The sequence below is a fragment of the Pseudomonas sp. GW456-L13 genome (assembly GCF_017350115.1).
In the GTDB taxonomy this organism is placed as follows: domain Bacteria; phylum Pseudomonadota; class Gammaproteobacteria; order Pseudomonadales; family Pseudomonadaceae; genus Aquipseudomonas; species Aquipseudomonas jessenii.
Map to the genome: position 1 here is coordinate 618,172 of NZ_JACNAS010000001.1, position 26,169 is coordinate 644,340.

Below are 26,169 nucleotides of genomic sequence, written 5' to 3' on the forward strand. Positions count from 1 at the left end.
TCAGAGGGCACGCCGGGGTAAGGCGAGCTCAGTCAATGAGTGGGTCGGTGCGCCGGCTGCGGGCTTACGCGGTTCCTGCTGCGCGCGGGCGTCTTCGAGGTCCAAGGTCACTCCGGCCTTGGAGTTGCCCTTGGGATTTAGCAGGTAATGCGACAGGGCCGGGATCAACACCAGTGCACCGAGCATGTTCCAGAGGAACATGAAGGTCAGCAGGATGCCCATGTCGGCCTGGAACTTGATCGGCGACCAGGCCCAGGTAATCACCCCGGCCGCCATGGTCAGGCCCACCAGTGCGACCACACGGCCGGTGAAGTCCAGCGAGCGGCGATAAGCCACCGCCAGGCTGCCACCACGCTCCTGCACCGCCAGTTGCACACTGAGCAGATACAGCGCGTAGTCCACACCCACACCAACACCCACGGCGATGACCGGCAAGGTGGCCACCTTGAGGCCGATTCCCAACCAGACCATCAACGCCTTGCAGATGATCGTGGTCATCAGCAACGGAATCAGCGCCACCAGGGTTGCGCGCCAGCTGCGGAAGGTCAGCAGGCAGAGCAATGCCGTGGCACCATACACCGCCAGGTACATGGTGATGATGCCCTTCTCCACCTCGATGTTGGTGGCGGCCTCGATGCCGGCATTACCCGCAGCCAAGAGGAACTCCACCGGCTGTTCAGCGCCGACGACACTGTTGTTTTCCTTGGCGAATTCTTCGGAGACCTGCAAGACCCGGCTCAGGGTGTCGGCCTTGTGGTCAGCCAGATAGGCAATCATCGGGGTCACCGAGCACTGCTGGTTGGTGATCCCCGGGGCGGAAATCATCGCCGCATCCACCGCCGAGTTGGTGATCGCCTGGTCACGGCTGATACTCAGCCATTTCGGGCTGCCTTCGGCCATGCCGGAGCTGATCATCCGTACGGTTTCTGCCAGCGACTGGGTGGTTTGTACACCTGGTGTCTGACGCAGGCGCCAGGCCAGCTTGTCCATGCTTTGCAGCGACTGGTACAGGCGGCAGCTGTCTTCATTGGTCTTCATGATGACCACGAACTGGTCACTGGAAAGCCCGTAATGACTGGTGATGTAGGCGTTATCGCGGTTATAGCGCGAATCCGCTCGCAACTCCGGCGCACCGGGGTCCAGGTCACCGACCTTGAGATGCATCATCACTACGCTACCCGCCAGGGTCACCAGCAGCGACACGGCGATCACCGCGGTGGCCATCGGCCGTTCGGTGAACCGGTCGAGGCCGCTCCACAGACGCCCCAGAAAACCTTTGTTTTCTGCGCCGGCCTGGTCTTTGGCGATGGCGATACGCGCAGCTTTTTCACTGACGCCCAGATAGGACAGCGCCACCGGAATCAGCAGCAACTTGGTGAAAATCAGCACGGCGACGCCGATGCTGGTGGTCAGGGCCAGGTCGCGGATCACCGGGATATCGATGATCACCAGCACGGCAAAACCAACGATATTGGTCAGCAGTGCGGTAAGACCCGTGAGGAACAAACGGCGGAAGGTATAGCGCGCGGCAATGTATTTATGGGTGCCACGGCCAATGTCCTGAAGGATGCCGTTCATCTTCTGCGTGCCATGGGAAATGCCGATGGCAAAAATCAGGAACGGCACCAGAATCGAATACGGGTCCAGTTCGTAGCCGAGGATTTGCATCAAGCCCAGCAGCCACACCACGCCCGCCACTGCCACGCTTACCAGCAACAAAGTGCTGCGCAGGCAACGGGTGTAGAAATAGACGAACAGCCCGGCAATCACCACGGAGGCGCCAAAGAACAGCATCACCGAATACAGGCCGTCGATCAGGTCGCCGACCAGCTTGCTGAAGCCGACGATATGGATGCCGACCTTGTCGCTTTCCAGTGAGCGAATCTGTGCTTCCAGTTGCTTGGAGAAATCCCCGTAGTCCAGTGGTTTACCGGTCTGCGGATTGGTATCGAGCAACGGCGCGACAATCATGCTCGACTGGCTGTCGTTGGCCACCAGGTTGCCGACAATGCCGGCGCGCATGATGTTGCGGCGCAGGGCCTTGATCGACTTGTCGCTGCCGTCGTAATCGGAAGGCATCACCGCACCGCCATCGATGCCCTCCTCCGTCACTTCTTTCCAGCGGACGATGGGCATCCACAGCGACTTCATCCAGGAACGGTCGATACCCGGGATGAGGTACAGGGTGTCGTTGACCTTCTGCAGCGCCAGCAAGTAGTCGGCGTCGTAGATATCACCGGTCTTGTTTTCGACCACCACGCGAATGCTGTTACCCAACCCCGGAAGCTGGTCTTTATAGGCCAGGTAATTCTTGATATAGGGGCTGGAGCTGGGGATCATTTTCTCGAAGCTGGCATTCACTTGCAGCCGTGTAGCAAAGAAGCCCAACACCACGGTGGCGAGCAAGCAGGCAATGACGACCAACATGCGATGCCGGAAAATCACCCGTTCAAACCAGCCTCCGGAGCTCTTGTCAAAGTCCTCCAGGTTGGCAATCACTGGCATCCCGCTGTTGAATTTTTGCTCGACCATTTTTTCTTTCTCGTAGGGGAATCGTGCCGAGGGCGTCAGTTGGCCTGGGCGATATCGATGACCTTGGCGCCGCTAAAGCGCGTGACAACCAGGCTCCCAGCCTGACTGGTGGCACTGGCTGCATACACCTCGCCCATTCGCGCATCCGCCAGGGGCGTGACTTGCAAACTCTGTCGATCAACGCTGATCAGTTGCCCGCCCTGGCTCACGACGATCAAGGCGTTGCCCTGCTCGACAATGCTAACCAGGCTGCTATTGAGGTTGGTTTCCACGGCCTGCCATTGCTGTCCGTCATCGCGGCTGGCAAACAGGTTGCCGCGCAGCCCGTAAGCCAGCAGCAAATGATCGTAGGCGCGGACGCCGAAGTAGGTGCCGGTATAGGGCGTGTCGATTTTCACGAAACGTTGTTGCTGACGATCCAGGCGCATCAACAGCCCCTGTTCGCCGCTGATATAGAAAGTGTCCGCGTTCTGAGCCAGGCCATACAGGTGCATGCGCCGCTCATTGTCACTGCGCTCGATCCACGGCTCCCAGTTCTGGCCGTTGTCAGTGCTGTGCAACAACAGCCCAAAGGCACCCACGGCAAAGCCGTTGCCTTGTTCATCGAACATCACATCCAGAAAAGGTGCAGCCAGTACGCCTGGGGTCGCCGAGGTACCGGCGGACATTGCAACTTCCTTGACCACCGCGGCTGCGGACTCGTCGCCTTTTTCGGCCCGCGGACCGTAGTAAGCATTGAGCAACGTCAACAGGCGGCGCCCGTCGAGTTGTACTTGCCAGCTGTGGCCGCCATCAGTGGTGTGCAGCACCAGGGCATCGTGGCCGACAATCCAGCCATTACGCTCGTCGCGAAACCGTACTTGCACCAGATCGCTTGACACCGGACTGTCGACCTGCTGCCAGGTTCGTCCCGCGTCGGTGGAACGCTGGATCAATCCGTGGAGGCCGACACTGATCATCGCATCGCCAGCCCTGGCGACCGACAACAAGGGTGCGGGCAAACGCTCGTCCACCCGTTGCGCCGGCACGTCCAGCGAGTCGGTGGACGTCGTGGCCGCGCTATAGGCAGGCACGGTCAACAACGAACTCGTGCCAACGATCAACGCGACAGCCAGCAGCAGGCGCGACCTGGCGAGAAGAAGAGAAGCAGGGCAAAGGCTAATCATTATTTTTATTCCTTGACCATCCCGCATGGCAAAACTCTCCTGCTCTGCCCGTCAGGCTTGATGCGCAAACCGACGGGCAGGACAGGCGACTCATATCAGCGTTGAGTGACCCGGGCTACGATGGCTTCAGGGTTCATGTCGCGCTCGCTGAGCGGTTTGTCATAGAACTTGTAACCACCTTTGAGCCCATCGTTGAGCAACGCGTACATGCCTTTGTTGAAGTCATAAACGACGTTTTTCACGTTGTAGGGAATGTTCTTGTCGTAAAGCTGCACGCCACTGAGGAAGATCGAGCGATACAACGCGCCGCTCTTGTCCCAGGCGTCATACAGGCCAACGCCAAAGGTGTCTTCATCCAGGTAATAGGTGCGTTTGTTGTAGACATGGCGCATGCCCGGCTTCAACGTTGCCTCCACGACCCACACCCGATGCAGCTCCCAACGCTCGTTGGCCGGGTTGGCGTGGTGCGGCATGAACTGATCTTCCTGCTTGGTACCGAAGTAGAACTTGTAGGCGTTGTACGGGATGTACATCTCCTTTTTGCCGACCAGTTTGTAGTCGAACCGGTCCTGGCTGCCGGAGAACATTTGCAGTTCGTCGAACAGGGTCACTCCGCCCTGACTGGCCACGGGTGTATCAAAGGCAAACTCTGGAGCCAGCTTGACCCGACGCTGACCTGGGGAGTAGCTGAAGGAGCGACGTGCCTTGGCCAGTGGATCGAGGAAGTCGTTCAGCACCACGACTTCACCGGAGCGCCGCGCCGGATAGTCATTGCGCGAGAACACCCTGGCATACATCAGCGGATCACGGTCCGCCTGGGTGACCTGGTAGTACGGCGTTTCTTCGAAGGTCGCCTGTTCGGCGGTCTTGGTGATCGAACCATTGGCATCGACAACCCAACTGTTCGAAGACGAGGTCGTCGAGTAGCCGGTGCCGATCTTGTAGCGCACCTGCTGGTTCCACATCACTTCGTTGCCGTTCTTTGGAATCGGGAACGGCAAGCCGCCACGGCAGGATGGATCGACCGCCAGACCGTCCTTCTGAATCGTGCAACTGGTAGCGTTGCGCACGGTGGAATCGAGCACGGCCTGGGGATAGGCGGTCGTACGGTGGCTTGGATAAATGTCGATGTAATACGTCGGGTACTTCTTGATCAGGGTCTTTTGCCCTTCACTGAGCTTGTCCGCGTACTGGTCGACGTTTTTGGCATCGATGCGAAACAGTGGCTTTTCATCCTTGAACGGATCGACCCAGAATCCGCTGTCGGGTACGAAGCCGGCCGGCGCCTTGGTCAGGCCACCGTCATAGGCAGGGATGGTGCCCTCGGCGTTACCCGCCTTGATCGCCCCGAACGGGGTGAGGCTTTTGCCCAGTTCGGAAGCGTCACCGCCTGCCGCCAGGGTGTAGGTCGCCATGCTCATCAGGGCAATGGATAAGGCAAGTTGTCGTTTCATGAACACATTCTCCGATTCTTGTTGGATTTATCAGAAGGAGGTCTTGAAGGTAAATGCCAGCCAGCCGCGGTCGGTACCACCGACCGGACCGTTACCGGCTACAGTGCCGTTGGCCAGATGCTTGGGTTGGGCCTTGGTGTCTGCGTAACGCAAGCCGAACTCATAGAGTTGGGCATAAGTGGCCTTCAGGCCGACTGAGTAGGACAGCGCGCCTTCGTTACCGCCACCGGCAGTCGGGGCGTTGCCATGCAGGCCGTAGTTGACAGTCATTGGGACATCCAGGTCCCAGGAAGGCAGGACCTGAATGTACTGTGGCGTGTAGTTGACGGCAACTGCGTAGTAGTTCTTCGACGAGCAACCATCGGACTCATCGCCAGAGCCGGGGCTGCGAGGGTTTCTGGCATCGGTACAAGCATTCTCGCCAACCCCTTTGTACAACTCTTCGTGCTCGGTCACCCGATCCAGATGGCTGTAGGCGAATTCACCAACCAGCGTGCCGTTGTTCGAAATAAAGTTACGCGGCACGCCGTAAACAGCGTTGGCAATAAAGTGGATGGTGTCACCGCGAGGACCTTCATCGTCCAGGGCACTGACGCCGGTGGCATTCAATGCGCCGTTCATCCGATAGGACAATTCGGTACCGACCGCCACAGTGTTGAAGACCCGGGCGAAGCTGAGTCCCGCGAGCTTCACGCCACGTGGGTAAATCACCCGATAGGAACCCGCTGCTGCTTTGATTTCCGGGGCCAGCCAAGGCTGGTAATCGTCGAACTGACGGTAGTAGGCGCCGAAGGTCGATTCGATCTCTTCGACGTTGAGCTTGCCCATCACGCCCCAGTTCTTGCCATCACGCCCGAATTTCGAATCCTGACGTTGCAGGGTCGAGCCGTTGGCGGCCAACGGTAGCTGGTCCGGGCCTTCGAACAATGGGTCGGCACCACCAAAGTACGTGCCCCCGTAAGGGATGCGAGTGGGTTCCCATTCGTAGAAATACTGAGCGGCAACAGAGAGATGGTCGGTGAGTTGCGCCTTGGCTGATATTTGCCCGACTGGCAGGAACACTTCCTTGGTTTCAATACCAGGACTGGTCGAGGCTTTCACGCCATCACTTGGCGCCTGGGAATAAGACACGGCATGCGCGCCGATGAGCAGGCCCTCACCCCAGTAGTTGGTGTGGCGACCGGCTTTCACGTTGACCGGTATTTCGCCGACGTTGAAGTTTTTCCAGAGGAACGCATCGAGAATTTCGCCCGAAGGACCGTTCATGTAGCGGTCCACTTCACCGCTGTACTTGTTGTTGTGGTAGCTGGTCGCGAACCCTGGAATGTTGCTATGGACTTTGTCGTCATCGTAGGCCTGGTCATACCAGCCGGCAGCACTGAGACGAGCACCCCAATCGTTGAGATAGGAAAAATCGAACTCACTAAACAGATCGAGACGATTTGTCACGATCTCGTTTCTATCGAACTTGCCGTCCGACTCGTCGTAGTTCGGCGTATTCATGATGTGGCTGTCTTGACTGTCGGTCCGCATCCCCAGGTTGTAACGGACCGTATTGTCCCAACGCACGCGGTAGTCTGGGTTCGACATGTCGAACGAGGCCGCCATCAAACCCTGTGCACTGCCAACCATCAACAGTGTCAGAGCACCTTGAGTCAGCACTCGCCGACCCTGTTTGGTCTTCTCTTTCATACACACTACCTTTTATTTTTATTTTCTGACGTTAAGTGCGTTCAAACAGTCATTCCAGCGATCTGCGAAACCCCACAGGATCGATGCATGTCCCGCCTGGACAGTCCGCTCGAGAGGCCTGGCACGCATCCAGGACCACGTTCCTCTTCAGCTGAAAGCCACCGTAACGGATCGCAATGTAAAATTCCACATAAAGATTTCAGTTCTCTATTCAGAATTTCAACCTCGATTCCTTGCCTACCTGTTTCAGCCAACGGCGTCGTCAAGGACAATACTGCACACAAAACACATAAACGTTCAAATAATCTTTGACGATTGACCTCTTTGGGCTTTCAATAGCCCGGGCACACCCCCTGAATACGGGGCGTTCGGCAGGAAAACCCGCAAATGAACCGGCAGAAAAAAAACAACAGGAGCCAGCATGAACATTGATTTGAGTGCAAAGCGCGTGATTATCACGGGTGCATCCCGGGGCATCGGCCTGGCCATCGCCCGGGCTTTCGCGGCTGAAGGGGCACGGGTAGCGATTTGTGCCCGCAGTGAGGCAGCCGTCCGCGAGGTCGGTGCGCAGCTCGCGGAACACGCTCAGGCGGTCATTGCCCGAGCGGTTGACGTGACCGACAGTGAGGGAGTCAAGGCTTTCGTCGCCGAAGTTGCACACGCCTGGGGCGGTGTCGATGTGCTGGTCAACAATGCGGGTCAAGGACGCGGCGGTAATCTCGATACCCTGACGCCGGAGGCCATTCTCGAACATGCCAACATCCTGCAGATGGGACATTTTCGTTTCGTCCAGGCCGTGGTGCCGTTCATGCGTGAACAGCGTTGGGGGCGAATCATCGAAATCAACGCCCTGGCCGGCGCAATTCCGACGCCAGACGGCATTCCTTCGGTGATCAACCGCGCGTCGTGCATCGCCCTCTCCCGCTCGCTGGGCATGTCCCTGCCCAAGGACAATATCCTGGTCAACAGCCTGAACATGGGCTGGATCGATACCGGCCAATGGGACCGTCATTACAAAGAGATGGGGCCGGGCGTGAGTCGCGAGGAGTTCGACGCCATGGTGATGAAAGTCGTGCCGCTCGGACGCTACGGCAAGCCTGAAGACGTTGCCGGCATGGCGCTGTTCCTGGCCAGCGAATATGCCAGCTTCATCAGCGCTGCCTCGATCGACATAGCCGGTGGCATGGGCGGCCAGATTGCTTACTTCCCGACGCTCAAGCGCGACTTTGCCGCTGCCATTGCCGCTCGTAACGCTGCCAGCGAATAACGCGTACACGCAGTCCGGCATTCACAGATAGCCGCGACAGCGGCCTTGGTCCCGGTGCGCCCGGCGCACCCTCAACGTTGGCGCACCCTGATGAATCTGCTGCTACCCGTCCTTGCCACGCTGATCTGGGCCGCCAGTACGGTGGTCAACCGTCTGTCGGTCGGGGTGATCGACCCCGCAGCCATTTCCTTCTATCGCTGGCTGACGGCGTTGCTGGTGTTGTCACCGGTGTTGTTGCCCAGGGTATGGCGCTTGCGCCGTCAGATTCGCCCTTATTTGGCCAAGCTGTGGCTGCTGGGATTGCTCGGCATGTCGCTGTACCAGTCGCTGGCGTATTTCGCGGCACACACCGTCAGCGCCACCTCCATGGGCCTGATTCTGGCGACCATGCCGCTGCTCACCGTGCTGCTGGCCTTCCCGGTGCTCAATACCCGGCCGACCACGACATTACTGGTCGGCGCCCTAGTTTCATTTGCCGGACTGGCCTGGTTGCTGGCAGCAGGCGACTTGTCTTCACTCTGGCAGCACGGGGTTGGGCAAGGTGAGTTGATGATGTTGGCGGCGTCGCTGTCGTACGCGCTGTATTGCGTGTTGGTGAAGCGCTGGCAGATTCCCCTGCCGACCTGGGAAAGCCTGTACGTGCAAATTATCTGCGGCACCCTGCTGCTGGTGCCGCCTTTCGTGCTGGCACCGTCGATAGCCCTGACGGCAAAGAACATCCCACTGGTGTTATTCGCTGGCCTGTTCGCCTCAGCGCTGGCACCCGGATTATGGATGCGCGGCCTGCAAACCCTCGGCGCAGAAAAAACCGCCGTGCTGATGAACCTGGTGCCTTTGTTTACCGCGGTGTTGGCGATTGTGCTGTTAGGGGAAACATTGCACCTGTACCACGCGGTGGGTGGCGGGTTGATTTTGCTGGGGATTGGATTGGCACAATGGAAACCCGCCCGGGTGTTGGCCCGGGCTGCGACCTAGGCGACCAGCAAGGTATCTCGCAACGTCTGCAAGCGTGCGGTGCTCAAGCCACTGAAACGCTGCAGATAGCGATCCAGCCCGCCATACTCGGCCTCGATCACCGCATAAGCGGCATTCAGATATTCAGGCCGGGCATCCACTACCGCATCGAACGCCGCTTCGCTGACCGGCTGGCCAACCATACGGGTCACCGCATGACTCATCGCCTGCTGACGCTCTGCACTCAACTGACTGAAACGCCGCGCCGAACGCAAATAGTCAGTCATGATGTGTTCCGGCGCGACGCCGAGGGCGTGCAACAGCAGCATGACCGCCACGCCGGTGCGGTCCTTGCCCGCCGTGCAGTGAATCAGCACCGCGCCCTTGCCTGCAGAAAACAACTCGAACAGTGCCGGCAACCGGGGCGCCAACATTCCCGGTAGCCGCCGATAAACTTCCAGCATCATGCCCCGTGCACCCTCCGCCACCGGATTATTCGCCAGCATGAGGGCAAGGCGTGGATCCGCCCGGACATCGCCTATGACCTCCAGGTGCAACTCCCGGATTGCGCTATCGGGCAAGCGGTTCGGGTAACGTTCACGCTCACCCGCGCTGCGTAAATCGCAGACGGTCTGCAACCCCAGGCGCTGAAGTGTCTGCCAGTCTTCAGCAGTCAGCCCATGCAACTGGTCTGCGCGCAAAAGAATATCGCCGCCAATGCGGCGACCACAATGGGAGGGAATGCCTTTCAAGCTGCGAAAGTTATCCGCGCCTTGCAGACGCAAATCTTCCTGATTGACCACGCTCAACTCTCCAATAAATGTTGATACGCTTGCGTCAACGGCCTTGCGCCCTGTCCCAATATCGGTGTGCGGCGTGGCTTACGGCCGTGGGTTAACAAGCGCACAGTATCAAAATCTTCTGCGGCGGCGAAAAACCGCTCCACCATTGGCAGTCCGGCCTGCCCCCAATCATCCATGTTCGACATCCAGGTCTGCATCCCCCAGACCGGCCAACGCCGTACTTGTTCCCAGGCCGCCTCCTGACCCAGCACGCCTTCGGCTCCCAGGCTAATCAGTTTTTCACGGTAAACACGCAGCAAACGCAGCGCTTCGGCGCGGCGCTCCTCCACGGTCAACGCGCCGAGCATGAAATAGGCGACATCGCGCCATGGCCGGCCACGTCGGGCCAGTTGCCAATCCAGCCAGATACGTTGACCGTCACTGCGCAAGAAACTATTACCCTGATGGGAGTCACCATGGATCAAACAACAGGGTGAAGTCTGCTCCAGTTCAAAAGCTGCCAATTCATCGAAGGCATGGCTAAACAACTCCGGTGACTCGTACATCCATTTCGGCAGCAGCTGCTGGTACTCGGGTTTACGCAGATTGACCTTGATGTAGTTGTACATGCGCAGCAGACCGTCACTGTCCACCGGGTTGGCCATCGACACCGGCAACCAGCGCTGCTCCTGCAACTGCGGACTGTTCCAGGTAGCAGCATGCACCGTCGCCAGTGACTCGAGCCCCTGAGCAACACCGTCCACGCCAAGGTGATCGGTGCTATGACCAAATTGCCCGGCAGCCAGACCGAGGTCTTCCATCATAACCACGCCTCGACCGCCACCATCGGCGTCCCAGTCGGTGAAAAAGGTGCTTGGCAATGGCGCATCGGTCCAGCCGCGCGCCAGATGATACAGGCGCGCTTCCAACTCACAGATGTCGCCGCTCTCGAAACCTTCGGACCAATTCGACTTCAGGCACACATGCGCAGGAATACCCGCGCGCTGTCCGACCTCGTTCAACTCAAGCCTGGCGCGCAATTTGGTGGTGTGCCCGTTACGGACCTCCAACGCCGTCAACGCCAGGACCTCGCTGCCTGGATAACGCGGCTGCAATAGCTGCGTGAGCCAGGCTGCGCTGATCTCACTCAGTTGCCGAGGCAATCGCCCGCTGCGCTGCGGGTATGGCCGCCCGACGGCCATGTCCAACAGGCTGTCCGTCACGGCGTCAGTACCCGGCCAGCGTTGGTCGCAACCTTCAGCTTGAGGAGTTCGATCGCGTTACCGCTACGAATCCGTTCACGGTCTTGAGCGGACAAACCCAGTCCCTCGGTCAAGTCGCCATGGTCATAGGCGCCACCAAAGTTGGTGCCGTACAACAGACGCTCCGCCCCAACCACCTCGGCGACACCACGACGCAAGCCGGGCGCATGCACGTCGAGGTCGAAATAGAAATTCTGCATGTAATCCATCAACGGTCGCTGGTTGCGCGAGTCAGGTGCCATCGCCCGATTGAGCTCGCTCAAGCGCCCCAACTGGAAAACCGCCATGCCACCGGCATGGGTGATGTAGGTTTTCAGGGTCGGGAAAACATCCAGCGCGCCGCCGCAGATCAGGTACCAGAAGAACAACGTTTCATCGACGCAATCGCCCACGATCGAGGTGGTTTCGAACTTGTCGTCAGTGTGTTTTTCGCCCCAGTAGATCGACTGGTTGAAGCCGTGCACCATGATCGGCACATCCAGCTGTACGAGCTTTTCCCAAACAGGGAACAGGCGCTCATCGTGAGCTTCCAGGCCATTGAAATTGGCCCCGCCTACGCACACGCCCCTGGCCCCTAACTGAGTCACGGCGCGTTCGATTTCTTTGGCCGCGTTCAGTGGGTCCGCCAGGTTGGCGTGGCACCAGAAATCGAAGTGGTCGGGATCGGCCCGGCAAAATGCCGACAGTTCGTCGTTGCACAGGCGCGCGTATTCGTTGGCGAAATCACCTGCCCAATACATGAAACAGTGGGACGGTGTGGACATCACCAGCTTGTCGACACCCCGTTCGGCCATCAGCTTACGCCGGCTGGCGTGGGTCATGCGCGCGAGGAGGTTGGCCTGCGCCTCAGCGTCAGTAGCGGCTTTGGCCGGTTGCTTGGTACCGAGGGAAAAATGCCCCACGGTCAGCCCCTGCACCTTCATGAACGGCCCCCAGAACTCGTGGCGGTTCAGCATGCCCTCAGTCAGCAAGTGGGCGTGGACATCAATCAGCATGGCATTCTCCTTGTTGTAATAAGCCAGCAGGTCGAACGCCTCATTTGACAGGGCGTTCGGACCGGTTTGAGGGATAACTACACCGCCAATAATATAGACACTTTTTCTATATGTGTTCATTTATTATTGAAGTTAGAGAAGGTTTTTGGGGTGTGCCTTGTGTGGAACGGGCTTTTGCCGATTGGAAGAACCTGTAGGAGCGAACATGCTCGCGATGGAGGCCCAGACAACGCGTTCATCCAGACAGGGCGCGTTATCGTTGACGTCCATCGCGAGCAGGCTCGCTCCTACAGGGGTCGGCTGTCAGGCCGCCTCAAATGGATATGTACGCCAAAAGAATCCAGCAAAAAAAGCGGCCCTCTCAGGCCGCAAATGCGTGTCCATTCGATGCAATCAGCGTTGCGTTTCCTGGGAAACAATCGATTCAGGTTTCATGTCGCGCTCCGACAGCGGTGCGTCGTGTACCCGGTAGCCGCCCTTGAGGCCGTCGTTGAGCAACGACCACATGCCCTTGTTGAAGTCATAACTGACGTTTTTCACTGTGTACGGAAGGTTTTTGTCGTACAACTGAACGCCGCTCTGGAACAGCGCGCGGTACAGCACCCCGCCCTGGTCCCAGGCGTCATACAAACCGGCACCAAAGGTGTCTTCGTCAAGGTAATAGGTGCGCTTGCTGTAGACGTGGCGTTTGCCCGGTTTCAGTGTCGCTTCCACTACCCACACCCTGTGCAGCTCCCAGCGCTCGCAGGCCGGATTGGCGTGGTGTGGCTGGAATTGCTCTTCCTGACCGCAGCTGAAGTAGAACTTGTAGGCGTTGTAGGGAATGTACATTTCCTTGCGGCCGACCAGCTTGTAATCGAAGCGGTCCTGGCTTCCGGAGAACATCTGCAACTCGTCGAACAGATTCACCCCGCCCTGGTTGGGTACCGGCGTGTCATAGGAGAATTCCGGTGCCAGCTTGATGCGGCGCATGCCTGGGGTGTAGCTCCACGCGCGGCGCGGCTGGACTTGCGGGTCGAGGTAGTCGGCGAGGATGATCAGTTGCCCGGCGCTACGAGCCGGGTAGCTGTCCGCCGCCCAGGCGCGGTAGTACAACTGCGGATCTCGATCAGCCTGTTGGACCTGGTAGTACGGGGCCTCCTCCATGGTGGCGGACTCCGCGGTCTTGGTCACCGAACCCCGGGAATCCACCACCCAACTGTTGGACGACGCAGTGGTGGTGTACCCCGTGCCCTTGTAGCGCAGTACCTGGTTCCAGATGACCTCGTTGCCGTTCTGCGGTAGCGGGAACGGCAATCCACCACGGCATGCCGGGTCGACGGCCAGACTGTCCTTGGTGGTGTGGCAATTGCTCGCGTTGCGCGTGGAGGCGTCGAGTATCGCTTGCGGGTACGCCGCGGTGCGGTGGCTCGGGTAGACATCCAGGTAGTAGTCGGGGAATTTGTTGAGCAGCATTTTTTGCCCGCCGCTCAACCGGTCGGCGTATTGCTCCATGTTTTTGGCGTTGATACGCAACAGCGGTTTTTCATCCTTGAACGGGTCGGCCCAGAACCCGCTGTCTGGCTTGAAGTCGGGCGGGCTCTGTCTCAGGCCACCGGTGTATGGGGGAATGCTTCCATCAGCATTACCCGCGATAATCGCGCCAAACGGCGTCAGGGTTTTACCGATTTGCGCAACCTGGTCGGCTGGTGCCGCAGCCTGACTGCAGGTGGCGATGCTCAACAGCGCCACTGCCCATGCAAATTGTCCTTTCATAAACAGGTACTCCGATTCTTGGCGTATTTAGATGGAGGTTTTGAAGGTAAAGGCCAGCCAGCCTCGGTCAGTTCCGCCCACGGCGCCGTTACCACCGACGGTGTCACCGGGAATGTTTTTCGACTGGGCATCGGTGTCGGAGTAACGCAGGCCGAATTCGTAACGCTGCGCATAAGTCATTTGCACACCGGCAGACCAGGTCAGTGCGCCTTCGTTACCACCGCCGGCGCTGGCAGCGTTCCCTGACAAGCCATAATTGACGGTCAGCGGTACGGACATGTCCCAGGACGGGAATATCGACAGGTATTGCGGCGTGTAGTTGACGGCAATGGCGGCGTAATCGCGTGTCGAACAGCCGTCCTCCTTGTCCCCTGAACCGGGTGTGCCAACGCGTGGGTCAACGCAATTGTTGTTGTTTTCACCCAGGTAAAGCTCTTCGTGCTCGGTCACTTTGCGCAAATGGCTATAGGCGAACTCGCCCACCAGCGTGGCGTTCTTGGAGATAAAGTTTCGCGGCACGCCGTACACGGCGTTGACGACAAAGTGGTAGGTATCGCCACGTGGCCCTTCGTTGTCAGTGGGATCGACACCCACCGCGTTCAACGCACCGTTCTGACGATAAGAGATCTCGCTGCCTACCGACACGGTGTCGAGCACTGTGGAAAGACTCAGGCCGACGAGTTTGACGCCCCGTGGGTACACCAGCCGATAACTTGCGGTGGCGGCCGAGACTTCTGGCGCCAGCCAGGGTTGGTAATCATCGAACTGGCGATAGTACGCACCCAACGTCGATTGAATCGCCTCGACATCGTACTTGGCCATTACCCCCCAGTTGGCCGAGTCACGGCCGTATTTGGATCGCTCCCGGTTCAGGGAGAAACCTGGCGCTACCGGCAAGCGATCCGGCCCCTCGAAAAACGGGTCCGCCGCGCCGAAGTAGGTACCGCCGTAGGGAATGCGCGTGTAGTCCCACTCATAGAAATACTGCGCGGCCAGGGTCAGGTTGTCGGTAGCCTGGGCCTTGGCGGATATCTGCCCGATGGGCAAGAACACTTCCTTGGTTTCGATACCCGGACTGGTCACCGCCTTGGCACCATCGAGCGGCGCTTGCGAGTAGGAAATCGCATGGGCACCAAACAGCAAGCCCTCCCCCCAATAGTTGGTATGGCGGCCGACCTTGACGTTGACTGTGGCATCGCCCAGGCGCAGGTTCTTCCAGACAAAGGCGTCGAGTATTTCCCCCGACGGACCTTCGACGTAGCGTTTCACTTCCGAGCTGTAGCGGTCGTTGTAGTAGCTGGTCTGGAAGCCAGGGACGTTACTGTGCACATCATCGTTGTGATACGCCTGGTCATACCAGCCGGCGGCACTGAGTCGCGCGCCCCAATCCTTTTTGTAGGAAAAGTCGACTTCAGTCAGCAGGTCGAGACGGTTGGTGACGATGTCGTTCTTGTCGAACTTACCGTCCGATTCATCGTAGTTGGGGTTGTTCATGATGCGCCGGTCCTGCCCCTCCGTACGCATCCCCAGGGTGTAGCGCGCGGTATTATCCCAACGCAGATGAAAGTCCGGGTTGGTCAGTTCGATGGGCACCGCCATCGCCGTTCCACCGTAGCCGAACGCCAATTCCCCCACTGCCAGCAGTACCATCGCCCGCTGGGCTCGCATGCGCCCCTTTTTACTCATGTGTTTCATGCAAACCACCTTTTGTTTTTATTGTCAGTCGTTCCGTCTGCGTCCCGGTTGCAGGACGCTCTGGCTAGTGCCCGATGGGGTAGATGATGGATTTTTCCTGGGTGAACTCTTTGAGCCAGTTGGGTCCGAACTCGCGGCCCAGACCTGATCGCTTGAAGCCTCCGATCGGTGCATAAGGCAGGCTGCCGCTGCCGCCATTGAGGTACACGCTGCCCGCACGAATGCGCCGGGCTAGGGCGTAGGCCGTTGCGGCATCGGCCGAGGCCACGGCGCCGTTGAGGCCAAAGCGCGAATCGTTGGCGATGGCCACGGCCTCGTCGTCGCTGTCGAAGCCGATGACTACCCCCACCGGGCCGAAGATTTCCTCCTGGGCGATGAGCATGTCGTTGCGCACGTCATCAAACAGGGTGATGTCGCTAAAGAACCCTTGGCGCAGATGCGCAGGTCGCCCACCGCCACACACCAGCGTGGCCCCCGCATCGCGGCCACTGGCAATGAAATGCTCGACCTTGGCGCGCTGCGACGCTCGAATCAGCGGCCCCATCATCACGCTTGGGTCCGCTGGGTCGCCGACTTTCCATTGCCCTGCAATGGCTTTGGCGCACTGCACAAATTGCTCGCGTACCGAGTGGTGCACCACAAAACGCGTCAGCAACGCACAACCCTGTCCCGCATTGACCGCCAGACCGGCGACGGCACCCAGGGCGGTGGCCTGAATGTCGGCGTCGGCACGCACGATCAAGGCCGACTTTCCGCCCAGTTCAAGGTGCACGCGCTTCAGGGTCGGCGCCGCCTGGCTCATGATGCTGACCCCCACCGCTTCGGAACCTGTGAACGTGACCATGTCCACCCGTGGATCGCTGCTCAACAGGCTGCCGACATCAATACCGCCGGTGACAATGTTGAGCACGCCCTTGGGCAAGCCGACCTCTTCGGCGATCTTACCGAACAGCAATGCCGAGTACGGGGTAAATGGCGAAGGTTTGAGAACCAGGGTGTTGCCGGCCAGCAAGGCCGGAAATACCTTGGCGAGGTTCAGCAGAAACGGAAAGTTGTAGCCCGTGATACCGGCCACCACGCCAATGGCCTCACGTTCTACCGTGCCGCTGCCGAGAATCATCGGCCCCGTCGGGTTGAATGGATTGGGATTGGCCTGCACCGGAATCTGAACGCTGTCGCTGTGCAGCGACTGTTCGATAGCGGTCAGCACATGACCGAGTGGCATATCCACCTGCATGGCGTAGGTCACGCCTTGCGAGCAACCGACCTCAGCGATGATCAACGCAGCGATCTGCTCACGCTTTGCCACCAGCGCGGCATGCATGCGCCGCAGATAACCGGCACGCTCGGTCATGCTCAGCCACGGCCAGGGGCCGTTGTCAAAAGCGTTACGTGCAGCGGTAATGGCAGCATCGGCGCTGTGCAGATCACCTGTCGGCGCATGACCAATCACAGCTTCAGTGGCCGGGTTGAGCACGGCTTCGCGCGGGCCGTCGACACCCACCCACGCGCCATCGATGTACAGCTTGTCCAACTGGGTAAAGGGAACACTCATGGTGCTGGAGCTCCTGAGATCTTACCGGTGATAAGTTCAGCGGCGCGCATGGCAATGGCCATGGCCGGGGCGTTGGTGTTGCCGGAAACCAGGCACGGCATCACCGAGGTGTCGACCACTCGCAGGCCCTCGACGCCACGTACGCGCAGTTGAGGGTCGAGTACTGAGGCGCTATCGCCCCCCATGCGGCAGGTGCCGGAGACGTGGAAGGCGGTCTGGCCATACCGGCGGAACGCGGCAAGAATTTGCTCGTCACTTTCCACCTGCGGCCCCGGTGTCAGTTCACCGACGATGAACGGCTTGAGGACCGGCTGAGCGGCGAGACGGCGGAACCAGCGAAACAAGGCAATCGCCGAGGTGCGATCGATCTCGGCACTCAAGTAGTTGGCGTTGATCCGCGGCGGTACCGACGCATCCGTCGATTGAATACGCACCTCTCCCTGGCTCTGTGGGCGCAGGAAATAGCCGCCAATGGTCAGGCCGGGGTGCTTGTCGATTTCGACCTTGTTGCCATCGCCGTCCATGGAGTAAAGGCTGACGCCGATTTGCGCATCCGGACGATCCAGCTCCGGGCGGGTCTTGATAAAGCCGCCGGCCTCATGGGCAGCATGGGTCATCGGCCCTTTCTTGCGCAGAAAGTACTGCATCACCGCGCCCAGCAAACCCACCCCATGGAAGCAATGGTTGAAACTGCCACGGGTGACCCGATACTGCATGGCCATGTACACGTGCTCACGCAGGTTGCGGCCCACCTCGGGTGCGTCTTGCAATACCTTGATGCCCAGAGCGTTCAACAGCCCGGCCGGACCGATACCGGACAGTTGCAACAGCTTGGGCGACTCGATAGCTCCGGCGCACAACAACACCTCGCGACGCACCTGGAAGCGGGCCAGGCCCGCACGGCCACTGACGTTCACGGCACAGGCGCGGCGTTTGCTGAACTCGATGCGTTGCACGTCGGTGCCGGTCATTACCGTCAGGTTCGGTCGTGTGCGAACCGGGTCGAGGAAGGCTTTGGCTGCACTGAAACGCTGGCCCTTCCAGGTGGTTTGCGGTTGGTAGCCAAAGCCACCCTGGCTGACCGAGTCGACATGATTGGTGTCCTCTGCGCGCGCCACGCCAAGCTTGCCGGCAGCGCTGATGACCGCATCGCACAGAGCATCGCCAGAGGGGTGTACGGTGACCTTGAGTGGGCCACCGACACCGCGCCATTGGCTCTTGCCCAGTTGGTGGTCTTCCAGGGCAACGAACTGCCGGCCCATGTCTTTCCAGCCCCAACCCGTGCAGCCTTGTGCTTCCCAGTTGTCGTAGTCGGCTGGCGCCCCCCGCACATAGACCATGCCGTTAACCGAGCTGGAGCCGCCAATTGTCTTGCCCTTTAACCACTGCTCGTCGCTCATGCCCTCGCCGCGCTTGGCCTTGTAGCTCCACACATGGGGGTTGCCGGGGTTAAGCAGTTTGCCGATGCCACGGGGCATGGCGATCAATGCGCTGGTGTGATCCGGGCCGCTCTCGATCAGCAGTACTGAAACGGTCGAGTCTGCCGACAATCGATTGGCCAACACACAGCCCGATGACCCCGCACCAATGATGATGTAGTCGTAAGTTTTGCTCATTGTTGTTCTTCTTTTACTGGTGGCTGTAAACCTTCGAACGCCGCAGCCCCAAGGCAGCCTTTACCGGGATTCGGCGGATGTATCGCGGATCTCGATGTTCCGTTCCGGACAAGCCCGGGCACCCCGCTGAGCGAGGCTCTCCTGCCCTGCCGGCACGTTGAAGCCAGTGCTGGCGATGTATCCGTTGTCATCGAGTGGATAGAGCGCGGGCGCAACGTTGTTGCAGCGGGCATGACCCACGCAGCCGGGTTTGTTGATCAGCACCTTCATGCGCTGGCCGCCTGTTTGTTCGAGGTATTGGCCGTTGCAGCAGGCAGGTCCCACTGCAAGTGCAGGTCTTCCATGCCGAACACGCCGAAGGCGTTGAACCTGGGCGTGCTGTTGTCGGCGATACGAAAAGCTGGCAGCCGTTGCAGCCACAGCTCCATGGCGATACGCAATTCCCGGCGTGCCAGGTGCGAGCCGACGCAACGGTGCACGCCATAGGAAAACGCCATGTGCGGCGATGCACCGGCGCTACGCTGGAAGTCGACTTTGTCGGCCTCGTCGAACACTTCAGGATCAAGGTTGGCCAGTTCGGTGCTGATCAACACCATGTCGCCCTTCTTCATCATGACTTCGCCGATCTGCACGTCGCAGGTGACCGTGCGGCGCATGTTGACGATGGAGTACGAGCGCAGCAGTTCTTCTACCGCGTCGCCGATCAATTCAGGATTGGCCCGCAGTTGCGCCTGTTGCTCTGGGCTGCGCGCCAAATGGCGGAAAAACAGGCCCAGGCAGGAGGTCACGGTGTCCAGGCCGGCGATGAAGATCAGGAAGTTGATGCCGAGCATTTCATCGTCGGTCAGCGGCCGGCCATCGATCTCGCTGGTCAGCAAATAGCTGGTGAAGTCATCGCCGGGGTTGGCGCGACGCTCAGCGATGTGGTTGCGAATCCAGGTGGTAATGGCCCGCGCGTTGTCGGTGACCGTTTGCATGTCGAAGCTTTTGATCAGCGTCTGGGTCCAGTGCTGGAACAGCGGCCGGTCATCCAGCGGCCAGCCCATGAGGGTCAGGAAAATCAAGGTGGGAAAAGGTTTGGCGAACGCTTCGTTGAAATCGCAGCGGCCTTGGGCGACCACTTCGTCAATCAACTGATTGGCCAATAGGCGGATATCCTGCTCCAGCGCCTCGACCTTTTTCGGCGTGAACAGCGGGTTGAGCAGTGCGCGGTACTTGACGTGTTCGGGTGGGTCGATTTCCAGTGGCGCCAGGCGCCAGCTTTCACCGAGCAACATCGCATAGGGTGTTAGGCCGACGCTGCTGAAGGTTTGTGGGTCTTGCAGAATGCGTCGCAGGTCCTCGGCGCGCCGAGGTACCCAGGTTCCCGGCAAAAAGCCCAGGCGCGGAATCCAGAAAATCGGCGGGGTCGTCTGGTGCAGTGCGGCCGCCCAGGCATAGGCGTTTTCGCCTTGGGTGGTGAGCTCCGCCCACAGGTCAAAGTCACGTACCAGGTGCATGGGGATATGCGCGGGAACCGGCGTAGACGCTTCAGCGGGGTAGTTCATTATTGTTCTCCAGGGTCTCTGACGGACTGGAGAAACGGTAAGGCCGGAGGGCAAAAGCCACAACGAACAGAACCGCGAATCTGTTCGGCATACAGGGAATTCATTAACACTTTCGATGAAAATGTTCTAAAACTCATCTTGCCGGTATGAAAAACCCTCTGTCACTGTTGACCGATCACCGCCGGACAACCTCACGTCCGGCGCCAAGACACTAATAAAAAAAGCTCTGCCGAGGTACAGAATGTCTCACTTCGCTTGCGTGCAAACAGTCGATAAAAGCCACTCCGGACAACGCCACGCGTTGCGTTCTCAACGCACCCGGGAATTGCTGCTGGACCACATGTATCGCCTGGCCCTGGAAAAGGGCTATGACGGGGTCACTGTGCAGCAATTGCTGGACAGTACGGGGGTTGCCCGCTCCACCTTCTACGCGCACTTTCGCGACAAGGAAGACCTGATCGTTGCCGGGTATGAAGCCATTGGCATGCCCTCAACCAAGGTCACCGAGGTAGGTGGCGACCGTCGTGTCCTGCTGGACGTGTCAGCCTGGCTGTTCAGCGCTACCGAACGTCATGCGGCACTGACGACGTCATTTTTCAGCGGTCCCGGCCAGAGCGTGATTCTTGCCCATCTGGAAAATATCCTGATCATCCAGGTGCGGGAACACTACCGAAAACAGGGTTTGTACCAGGTGGAGCACATGCGTGGCGAAGCGGCGGTACGCTGTTTCGTGGGGGCCTTGATCGGGCTGTGGCTGTGGTGGGTACGCCACGACTATCCGAACTCGGCGCAAGAAATGACCGAGACCTTCGACAGCCTGATGAACAACGGTACCTGGCCGCCGGCCAACAACGCTCGGCAGTAGCGGCGTCACGATGCGGGTCGCCCCCCAATACACCCGGCAAAATGGCACCGCCCCTGTCTGCATCCCGCACAAGACAGTGCTCAATGAGCTATACCAAAATCTCCCGTACTACTTTTTCGGAGCACAGGAGATTTATCATGAATTTGAGAAATCAATCGGCGGCTCTGATGGCCACTGTGATGATGCTCGGCTGTACGCATTCATCAAACCAGACAGTGACCATTCCTTTGCTTGCTACGCCACAGAACACCGGCGAGATTGCCAATACGACATTGGCCAACCAAGGCAATGAGACCGCCTTTACCTTCATCATCGGCGGGGTTCCAAGCGGAACCCTCAGTCCCTTGAACCTCTATACGTCCATCCATAAAGGCAGCTGCAAACAACCCGGGCCCGTTGCCTACACAATGAATGACCGGATCAACACCAGCCGTATTTCAGATATCGGTGGCTGGACCTATTCACGAAGCGCGCCTGTCGCCATGTCAGAACTGTTTTCCACCGGGTACTCAGTGGTTGTGACAACCACGCCGGCCGATGGCAACGTCGATATTTTCTGCGGAGATATCAAGCAAGCAGCGAATTGAAATTGCGATACCACCCCTGAATTCTGTCCTCTGCGAAGACGCAAAAAAAACCACCTGTGTTGCAGTATCTGAATATCCAATACCACTGCACAGTTTTCGCGATTTACGATCCCCTCCTCACTCGACTCCGGCAAATAGCCAGTCAACGCTGCGCGCCAGCTTCAAAGCTACGAAGCGCAGGCCATGATCAAAAACTGCCGGAATGCCTGGGCCGATGCTGACAAACGGGTATCTGGCAGCCAGATAAGTCCGAGCTCCATGGGGGGAATCACGTCTACCAGCGGGCGGATCTCAATTTTCTTGCCCTCCAGGGACCAGGCCCGGTAGACCATGTCCGAGAGAATGGTCACGCCGAAACCATGACCCACCAACCCGCGCAATGCCTCCATGGATGAGGTGCGAAAAGCCACCTTGGGCGCCAGTCCACGGGATTCCCAGTAGCGCGAAGTCGAAGCCTCCCCCTCATCGACCGTGGCGAGGATATAGGGGTGCTCGGCGACGTCTTCGAGATTGATCGAGGTGGCGGACATCAAAGGGTGCTGACTGGCCAACCAGAGTTGGCGGCGAGAACGAATCAGCACCTGGTGAGCGAATCCCTGCAGGTTTGGTGTGTTGGAGACTATCGTCAGGCCCAGGTCGAGATCGCCATTGCTCAGGGCTTCCTCAATGCTGTGACGGTCCATGTCGATCAGGTCGATCTCAACCTGAGGGTAGCTACGTTTGAAGCGCGCCAGCAGCGCAGGCAAAAAATAGCCCAGCACCGTGTAAGAGGCGCCCACACGTACGGTGCCTTGCATGGCATGGCCTAGAAACAGCGGTTCACTGAGAGCGTCCTGCAGGGTGTCGAGGATGTGCCGCGCATGCTGGGAAAACTTGTTGCCTTCAGCGGTCAGTGACACGCCATGGGGCAGGCGGTCGAACAGGCTGACGCCCATGGACTGTTCCAGATGCAACACGGCCGCAGTGATCGCCGACTGCGATACATGTGCCTTCAGCGCCGCTTGGGAAAACTGTCCGGCGTCCGCGGCGGCGACAAAATAGCGCAGCTGGCGCATTGAAATATCTCTGCCCTTTGTCATCTGATTTTCTGATACCTACGGTCTGAATATATGAAACAGCCAGGTCCACAGCCTCGCTACACTCGAGACCGGGTAGCTGCTTTGCCGTAACGCCACCCTTCGAATTTCAGCACCAACAATAAAAATGGCTGAAGGTTGAAAAATGAACGCGATCCACTACAGCGAGTACGACTGTGAAGCGTCAGGCAATTTTCTGACCGAAGCTTCACTGGCCAAACAAGGCTTCGATCTGCGCGTTGAACAGGCGCAATGGTCGTGCTCCGGCACGGCCCTGATTGAAACCGGCAACAGTTGCCTGATACGCCTGATGCTGCCTGCCAGTGATCAGAGCAAGCCTAACTGCGGCAGTTTCCCCAGCCACGGCGCGCGTCAATTCCAGCCCTTGGGCAAACTGCTGTTCATTCCCCATGGCACCGAATTCCATCTACGCCACGATGCCTGCAAGCAAAAGGCCCTGGTGTGCCTGTTTGATCCCTCCGCCCTCGGCGCCCTGGGCAGTTATCGCTGGAACTGGAAGGAGAACGTCAGCGAAGCCATGCTTGACCTGCAGAGCGGCTACCTGCACGCGTCCCTGCAACGCCTGGCCGAAGAGGTGAGCAATCCCGGTTTCGCCAGCGAACTGCAAACCGAGTGCCTGCTAACCAGCATTGCCCTGGACCTGCGCCGTGAGTTTATCGACGCTCCCGTCGATGCCGTCGTTCCCTCACCCGACACTGAAAAACTCAGCCCTCGCCAATTCAACATCCTGCGTGAACTGCTCGATACCACGAGCGACGAAGGCCACTCGCTACGCCACTTGGCACAGGCCTGCGAGCTGCCGTTGCGAACGCTGTCCAGTCGCTGCAAAAACACGACGGGCATGACCTTGCGCCAATACGCAGCGCAACATCGCCTGCGAAAAGCCATGGCGCTGTTGGCCGACCCACGGTTACTGATAAAACAGGTTGCCTATCAGGCCGGCTTCAACAATGCCGCAGCCTTCAGTGCCGCATTCCGCAAAGAACTCGGCCTTACACCCGAAGAGTTTCGCCATCAGCGCCAGCGCTAAAAGGCACCCGGACAAGGGCACCTTTTAGCGACAGGGGTTTCAACGACGAATCGTGGCAGTGATTTTTGCGTGTGGCCCATCGACCTGCGCGGCCCAGGCTTCAGCTGCCTGATCCAGGGTGAAGTCAAGGTAATCCACCTGGATCTGCTGCTCTTTGGCGATCTTCAGCAGACGCAGCCAGATTTGCTCACGGTCTGCTGGCGGGCGCTGGCCGGTGCCGATGCACGACAGGTTGCGGAACAATAGATCGGCAATATCCAGATTGAGCTGGCGCCCGGCCCCCGTGCCAATGGTCACGATACGGGCGCCCCAATTGGTGGCTTTCAGAGACGTCAACATGGGTTGACCGCACACCAGGTCCAGCACCACGTCAAAGCCACCATCGGCCGCGTCCTTGAGTGCTGCGACATCATCGCTACCGCCTAGTGTCACCACCTCATCGGCAAGACCCCGCGACTTCAGACGGCCCAATGCTTCGCCCGAGCGCGCAGCACCGATCACCTTGCCCGCCCCCATACCGCGCGCCAGTTGCAAGGCGATCTGGCCGAGCGTCCCGGTCGCGCCCAAAATCAGGACTTTTTCACCCTTCTGGATCTCGGCTTTTTCCAGTGGAACGATGGCACCGGTAGCCGCAATGCCCATGCTGATTGCGGTTTTATCGTCGACATCGTCCGGCACATTCCACACTTCTGCTTGCGGCACCAGGGTGCGCTCTGCCCAGGCACCAAATGGCAGCACCGAGCGTTCCCCGAAATACACCCGACGGCCATCCGGCGCACGGCCTACGCCTTCGCCGCGAATGACACAGGGGTATTCCACACCGAGACGGTAGGCGCCGAGTACATCCCAGCCCCCCAGGCCAGCGGTATCGACATCGATCAGTACCGCGCCGTCTTGCGGCTTCGGCTCACGAAACTCCTCGACGACCGGCAGCGCATTGCGCTCGGAAATAATTGCTGCACGCATGGCATTCTCCTTGTCTGTTTTATTTTAAGGCTGCACTTAGAGCGGTAGTTGAACACAATTCAATTATTTGTCCATATGTTTAGCTTGAAATTCTGCTAGCGGGTCGCCAATGACTCGGCCTGATAACGCGGATACCCACCCAGCGTCAGGAGAAGCAAGGGGCCGACGACAAAGCAGATAAAACTGAACAACAGCATGGCCGAGTAGCCACCGGTCAGCTTGAACAGCCCCGCAAACAGCAATGGCGAGATCGCGGCACCGGCGGTAATCAGGCCCAGATGGGCACCGAACAAGCGACCGTAGTCGCGCATGCCGAAGTAGCGGGCGATCAGGAATGCCGCGATATCGAATTCGGCCCCCGCACCAACGCCCACCAGCAATGTGGCGAGGGTGTACAGGGCAATGCTGGAGTCGCCATATACAAAAATGCCGCAGGCAAATGCCGGCATCAGCAGCGCCAAAGAGGCGACACCGGGGGCCCACAACCGGTCAATCAGATATCCCACCAGCAACCGGCCGAGAATCAGAGATACGCCAAAGCTGCTGAAAACCTGGCTGGCCTGCAGGGCGCTCAGGCCTCGATCCTGCAACAATGGCACGATATTGGTGACCATGCCCACCACGCAGGACACCACCAATGTCATCGACAGGTTGCACACCCAGAACCGCCACGAACGCAGCGCCTCGCGCAACAGCAACCCGCCGGACCGTTCGCCGGTGACCGCAAGTGGTGCTGTGCTGTGGCTGACGACAGCGGTCGGCATTAACCAGCGCAATGCCAAAGGCAATGCCAGCAGCACCGGCAACACGCCCAATGCGATAAAACCCGCCTGCCAATTCCAGCGGCCGATCGCCCAGGCGGTGATCAGCGGCAGCATGATGGCCGCGAGCCCGGAGCCGCTGAGGATGATCGCCAACGCCAGGCCTCGGTTTTCCTCAAACCACAGGTTGACCAAGTGTGACCAGGTCACCTGCAACGTACCCAGCCCGGCCAGCGGCACCAGGAAAAAACCCAGGTAGAGAGTCCAGATCGAGCCACCGATACAGGTCAGGAGGAAGACGCTCACGGACAACGCCAACAGTGACAGCAACGTGATCAGGCGCAGGCCATATCGCAAATTGAGCCAGCCGGCCAATTGCGACGCGACAATGGTGCCCAGAGACAGTGCGGTGATCGCCGCTTGTAACTCCGCCCTGCCCCAGCCCATGGCCTGTTCCAGGGGAATTACCAGGGAGCTGAAGCTGTACAGCAGCAACGAACTGGAACTGGTGGCGACACCCACAAGTGCCAGAATCAGCACCCTCCAACCGCGTTTGAATTCTGCGTTATCAAAGCCTTTCATCGTGTTAGA

Annotated in this window: 21 protein-coding genes; 5 read left to right on the forward strand and 16 right to left on the reverse strand. The window is 59.1% G+C overall.

The window, feature by feature from the left end; all coding sequences use genetic code 11:
* From J4D25_RS02695 to J4D25_RS02710, 4 genes are all read right to left on the reverse strand, one after another.
* Entirely contained in the window at positions 1-2,532 is a 2,532-nt protein-coding gene (locus tag J4D25_RS02695) for an RND family transporter (protein ID WP_057715113.1), read from the reverse strand.
* 35 nt (positions 2,533-2,567) lie between these two features.
* Positions 2,568-3,698 (reverse strand): YCF48-related protein, encoded by a 1,131-nt coding sequence (locus J4D25_RS02700; protein ID WP_057715114.1) that lies wholly within the window; start codon positions 3,696-3,698, stop codon positions 2,568-2,570.
* A 95-nt stretch (positions 3,699-3,793) separates the two neighbouring features.
* On the reverse strand, positions 3,794-5,152 hold the full coding sequence (locus J4D25_RS02705; protein ID WP_057715115.1) for a DUF1329 domain-containing protein: 1,359 nt from the start codon (positions 5,150-5,152) through the stop codon (positions 3,794-3,796).
* A 30-nt stretch (positions 5,153-5,182) separates the two neighbouring features.
* A complete protein-coding gene (locus J4D25_RS02710; protein WP_020798236.1) occupies positions 5,183-6,844 on the reverse strand; it encodes a DUF1302 domain-containing protein in 1,662 nt (553 codons plus the stop codon).
* 421 nt (positions 6,845-7,265) lie between these two features.
* On the opposite strand from J4D25_RS02710, the gene J4D25_RS02715 reads away from it, so the two are divergent.
* Positions 7,266-8,111, forward strand: coding sequence for an SDR family oxidoreductase (locus tag J4D25_RS02715; protein WP_057715116.1), 846 nt, complete (start codon positions 7,266-7,268; stop codon positions 8,109-8,111).
* A gap of 90 nt (positions 8,112-8,201) precedes the next feature.
* Positions 8,202-9,086, forward strand: coding sequence for a DMT family transporter (locus J4D25_RS02720; protein ID WP_057715117.1), 885 nt, complete (start codon positions 8,202-8,204; stop codon positions 9,084-9,086).
* Here the strand turns inward: J4D25_RS02720 and J4D25_RS02725 are convergent.
* The 9 genes from J4D25_RS02725 to J4D25_RS02765 all read right to left on the reverse strand — a co-directional run bounded on the left by J4D25_RS02725 (position 9,083) and on the right by J4D25_RS02765 (position 20,272).
* On the reverse strand, positions 9,083-9,868 hold the full coding sequence (locus J4D25_RS02725) for a tyrosine-protein phosphatase (protein ID WP_057715118.1): 786 nt from the start codon (positions 9,866-9,868) through the stop codon (positions 9,083-9,085). The two genes, J4D25_RS02720 and J4D25_RS02725, sit on opposite strands and share 4 nt — an antisense overlap.
* Positions 9,869-9,870: 2 nt before the next feature.
* Entirely contained in the window at positions 9,871-11,070 is a 1,200-nt protein-coding gene (locus tag J4D25_RS02730) for a phosphotransferase (protein WP_057715119.1), read from the reverse strand.
* Positions 11,067-12,104, reverse strand: a complete 1,038-nt coding sequence (locus tag J4D25_RS02735; RefSeq protein ID WP_057715120.1) for an amidohydrolase family protein — start codon at positions 12,102-12,104, stop codon at positions 11,067-11,069. The genes J4D25_RS02730 and J4D25_RS02735 overlap by 4 nt, the downstream gene beginning before the upstream one ends.
* Positions 12,105-12,497: 393 nt before the next feature.
* Entirely contained in the window at positions 12,498-13,859 is a 1,362-nt protein-coding gene (locus J4D25_RS02740; protein WP_057715121.1) for a DUF1329 domain-containing protein, read from the reverse strand.
* Between the two features lie 27 nt (positions 13,860-13,886).
* Positions 13,887-15,554 carry a DUF1302 domain-containing protein gene (locus tag J4D25_RS02745; protein ID WP_057715122.1) on the reverse strand — a complete coding sequence of 556 codons (1,668 nt, stop codon included), beginning with the start codon at positions 15,552-15,554 and terminating at the stop codon, positions 13,887-13,889.
* A gap of 64 nt (positions 15,555-15,618) precedes the next feature.
* On the reverse strand, positions 15,619-17,109 hold the full coding sequence (locus J4D25_RS02750; RefSeq protein ID WP_057715123.1) for an aldehyde dehydrogenase family protein: 1,491 nt from the start codon (positions 17,107-17,109) through the stop codon (positions 15,619-15,621).
* A complete protein-coding gene (locus J4D25_RS02755) occupies positions 17,106-18,725 on the reverse strand; it encodes a GMC family oxidoreductase (RefSeq protein ID WP_057715124.1) in 1,620 nt (539 codons plus the stop codon). The genes J4D25_RS02750 and J4D25_RS02755 overlap by 4 nt, the downstream gene beginning before the upstream one ends.
* A 60-nt stretch (positions 18,726-18,785) precedes the next feature.
* Positions 18,786-18,995 carry a ferredoxin gene (locus J4D25_RS02760; protein ID WP_057715125.1) on the reverse strand — a complete coding sequence of 70 codons (210 nt, stop codon included), beginning with the start codon at positions 18,993-18,995 and terminating at the stop codon, positions 18,786-18,788.
* A complete protein-coding gene (locus J4D25_RS02765; RefSeq protein ID WP_057715126.1) occupies positions 18,992-20,272 on the reverse strand; it encodes a cytochrome P450 in 1,281 nt (426 codons plus the stop codon). The genes J4D25_RS02760 and J4D25_RS02765 overlap by 4 nt, the downstream gene beginning before the upstream one ends.
* A gap of 241 nt (positions 20,273-20,513) precedes the next feature.
* Here J4D25_RS02765 and J4D25_RS02770 point away from each other — a divergent pair, with 241 nt between their 5' ends.
* Together J4D25_RS02770 and J4D25_RS02775 are read left to right on the forward strand one after the other, a co-directional pair.
* Complete coding sequence (locus tag J4D25_RS02770; protein ID WP_057715127.1) at positions 20,514-21,137, forward strand: TetR/AcrR family transcriptional regulator; 624 nt, start codon at positions 20,514-20,516, stop codon at positions 21,135-21,137.
* Between the two features lie 137 nt (positions 21,138-21,274).
* Positions 21,275-21,724, forward strand: a complete 450-nt coding sequence (locus tag J4D25_RS02775; RefSeq protein WP_020798247.1) for a hypothetical protein — start codon at positions 21,275-21,277, stop codon at positions 21,722-21,724.
* A gap of 167 nt (positions 21,725-21,891) precedes the next feature.
* On the opposite strand, the gene J4D25_RS02780 is transcribed toward J4D25_RS02775, so the two are convergent.
* Positions 21,892-22,803 carry a LysR family transcriptional regulator gene (locus tag J4D25_RS02780; protein ID WP_057715128.1) on the reverse strand — a complete coding sequence of 304 codons (912 nt, stop codon included), beginning with the start codon at positions 22,801-22,803 and terminating at the stop codon, positions 21,892-21,894.
* A 142-nt stretch (positions 22,804-22,945) separates the two neighbouring features.
* Between J4D25_RS02780 and J4D25_RS02785 the strand changes: the two genes are divergently transcribed.
* The gene (locus tag J4D25_RS02785) at positions 22,946-23,851 is read left to right on the forward strand and encodes an AraC family transcriptional regulator (RefSeq protein ID WP_057715129.1); all 906 of its coding nucleotides are present in this window, start codon (positions 22,946-22,948) and stop codon (positions 23,849-23,851) included.
* Positions 23,852-23,890: 39 nt separating this feature from the next.
* Here J4D25_RS02785 and J4D25_RS02790 read toward each other — a convergent pair whose 3' ends face one another.
* Both J4D25_RS02790 and J4D25_RS02795 read right to left on the reverse strand, forming a co-directional pair.
* Positions 23,891-24,817 (reverse strand): zinc-binding dehydrogenase, encoded by a 927-nt coding sequence (locus tag J4D25_RS02790; RefSeq protein WP_057715130.1) that lies wholly within the window; start codon positions 24,815-24,817, stop codon positions 23,891-23,893.
* Positions 24,818-24,912: 95 nt separating this feature from the next.
* Complete coding sequence (locus J4D25_RS02795) at positions 24,913-26,160, reverse strand: MFS transporter (RefSeq protein WP_057715131.1); 1,248 nt, start codon at positions 26,158-26,160, stop codon at positions 24,913-24,915.
* Positions 26,161-26,169: the final 9 nt, after the last annotated feature.

What these genes read in the sequence shown, in the direction of transcription:
- J4D25_RS02765 (WP_057715126.1), bottom strand. Translation starts at nt 20,272, where the DNA reads ATGAACTACCCCGCTGAAGCGTCTACGCCGGTTCCCGCGCATATCCCC.
- J4D25_RS02715 (WP_057715116.1), top strand. Translation starts at nt 7,266, where the DNA reads ATGAACATTGATTTGAGTGCAAAGCGCGTGATTATCACGGGTGCATCC.
- J4D25_RS02775 (WP_020798247.1), top strand. Translation starts at nt 21,275, where the DNA reads ATGAATTTGAGAAATCAATCGGCGGCTCTGATGGCCACTGTGATGATG.
- J4D25_RS02745 (WP_057715122.1), bottom strand. Translation starts at nt 15,554, where the DNA reads ATGAAACACATGAGTAAAAAGGGGCGCATGCGAGCCCAGCGGGCGATG.
- J4D25_RS02695 (WP_057715113.1), bottom strand. Translation starts at nt 2,532, where the DNA reads ATGGTCGAGCAAAAATTCAACAGCGGGATGCCAGTGATTGCCAACCTG.
- J4D25_RS02720 (WP_057715117.1), top strand. Translation starts at nt 8,202, where the DNA reads ATGAATCTGCTGCTACCCGTCCTTGCCACGCTGATCTGGGCCGCCAGT.
- J4D25_RS02795 (WP_057715131.1), bottom strand. Translation starts at nt 26,160, where the DNA reads ATGAAAGGCTTTGATAACGCAGAATTCAAACGCGGTTGGAGGGTGCTG.
- J4D25_RS02790 (WP_057715130.1), bottom strand. Translation starts at nt 24,817, where the DNA reads ATGCGTGCAGCAATTATTTCCGAGCGCAATGCGCTGCCGGTCGTCGAG.
- J4D25_RS02740 (WP_057715121.1), bottom strand. Translation starts at nt 13,859, where the DNA reads ATGAAAGGACAATTTGCATGGGCAGTGGCGCTGTTGAGCATCGCCACC.
- J4D25_RS02735 (WP_057715120.1), bottom strand. Translation starts at nt 12,104, where the DNA reads ATGCTGATTGATGTCCACGCCCACTTGCTGACTGAGGGCATGCTGAAC.
- J4D25_RS02780 (WP_057715128.1), bottom strand. Translation starts at nt 22,803, where the DNA reads ATGACAAAGGGCAGAGATATTTCAATGCGCCAGCTGCGCTATTTTGTC.
- J4D25_RS02710 (WP_020798236.1), bottom strand. Translation starts at nt 6,844, where the DNA reads ATGAAAGAGAAGACCAAACAGGGTCGGCGAGTGCTGACTCAAGGTGCT.
- J4D25_RS02750 (WP_057715123.1), bottom strand. Translation starts at nt 17,109, where the DNA reads ATGAGTGTTCCCTTTACCCAGTTGGACAAGCTGTACATCGATGGCGCG.
- J4D25_RS02755 (WP_057715124.1), bottom strand. Translation starts at nt 18,725, where the DNA reads ATGAGCAAAACTTACGACTACATCATCATTGGTGCGGGGTCATCGGGC.
- J4D25_RS02770 (WP_057715127.1), top strand. Translation starts at nt 20,514, where the DNA reads ATGTCTCACTTCGCTTGCGTGCAAACAGTCGATAAAAGCCACTCCGGA.
- J4D25_RS02785 (WP_057715129.1), top strand. Translation starts at nt 22,946, where the DNA reads ATGAACGCGATCCACTACAGCGAGTACGACTGTGAAGCGTCAGGCAAT.
- J4D25_RS02705 (WP_057715115.1), bottom strand. Translation starts at nt 5,152, where the DNA reads ATGAAACGACAACTTGCCTTATCCATTGCCCTGATGAGCATGGCGACC.
- J4D25_RS02700 (WP_057715114.1), bottom strand. Translation starts at nt 3,698, where the DNA reads ATGATTAGCCTTTGCCCTGCTTCTCTTCTTCTCGCCAGGTCGCGCCTG.
- J4D25_RS02760 (WP_057715125.1), bottom strand. Translation starts at nt 18,995, where the DNA reads ATGAAGGTGCTGATCAACAAACCCGGCTGCGTGGGTCATGCCCGCTGC.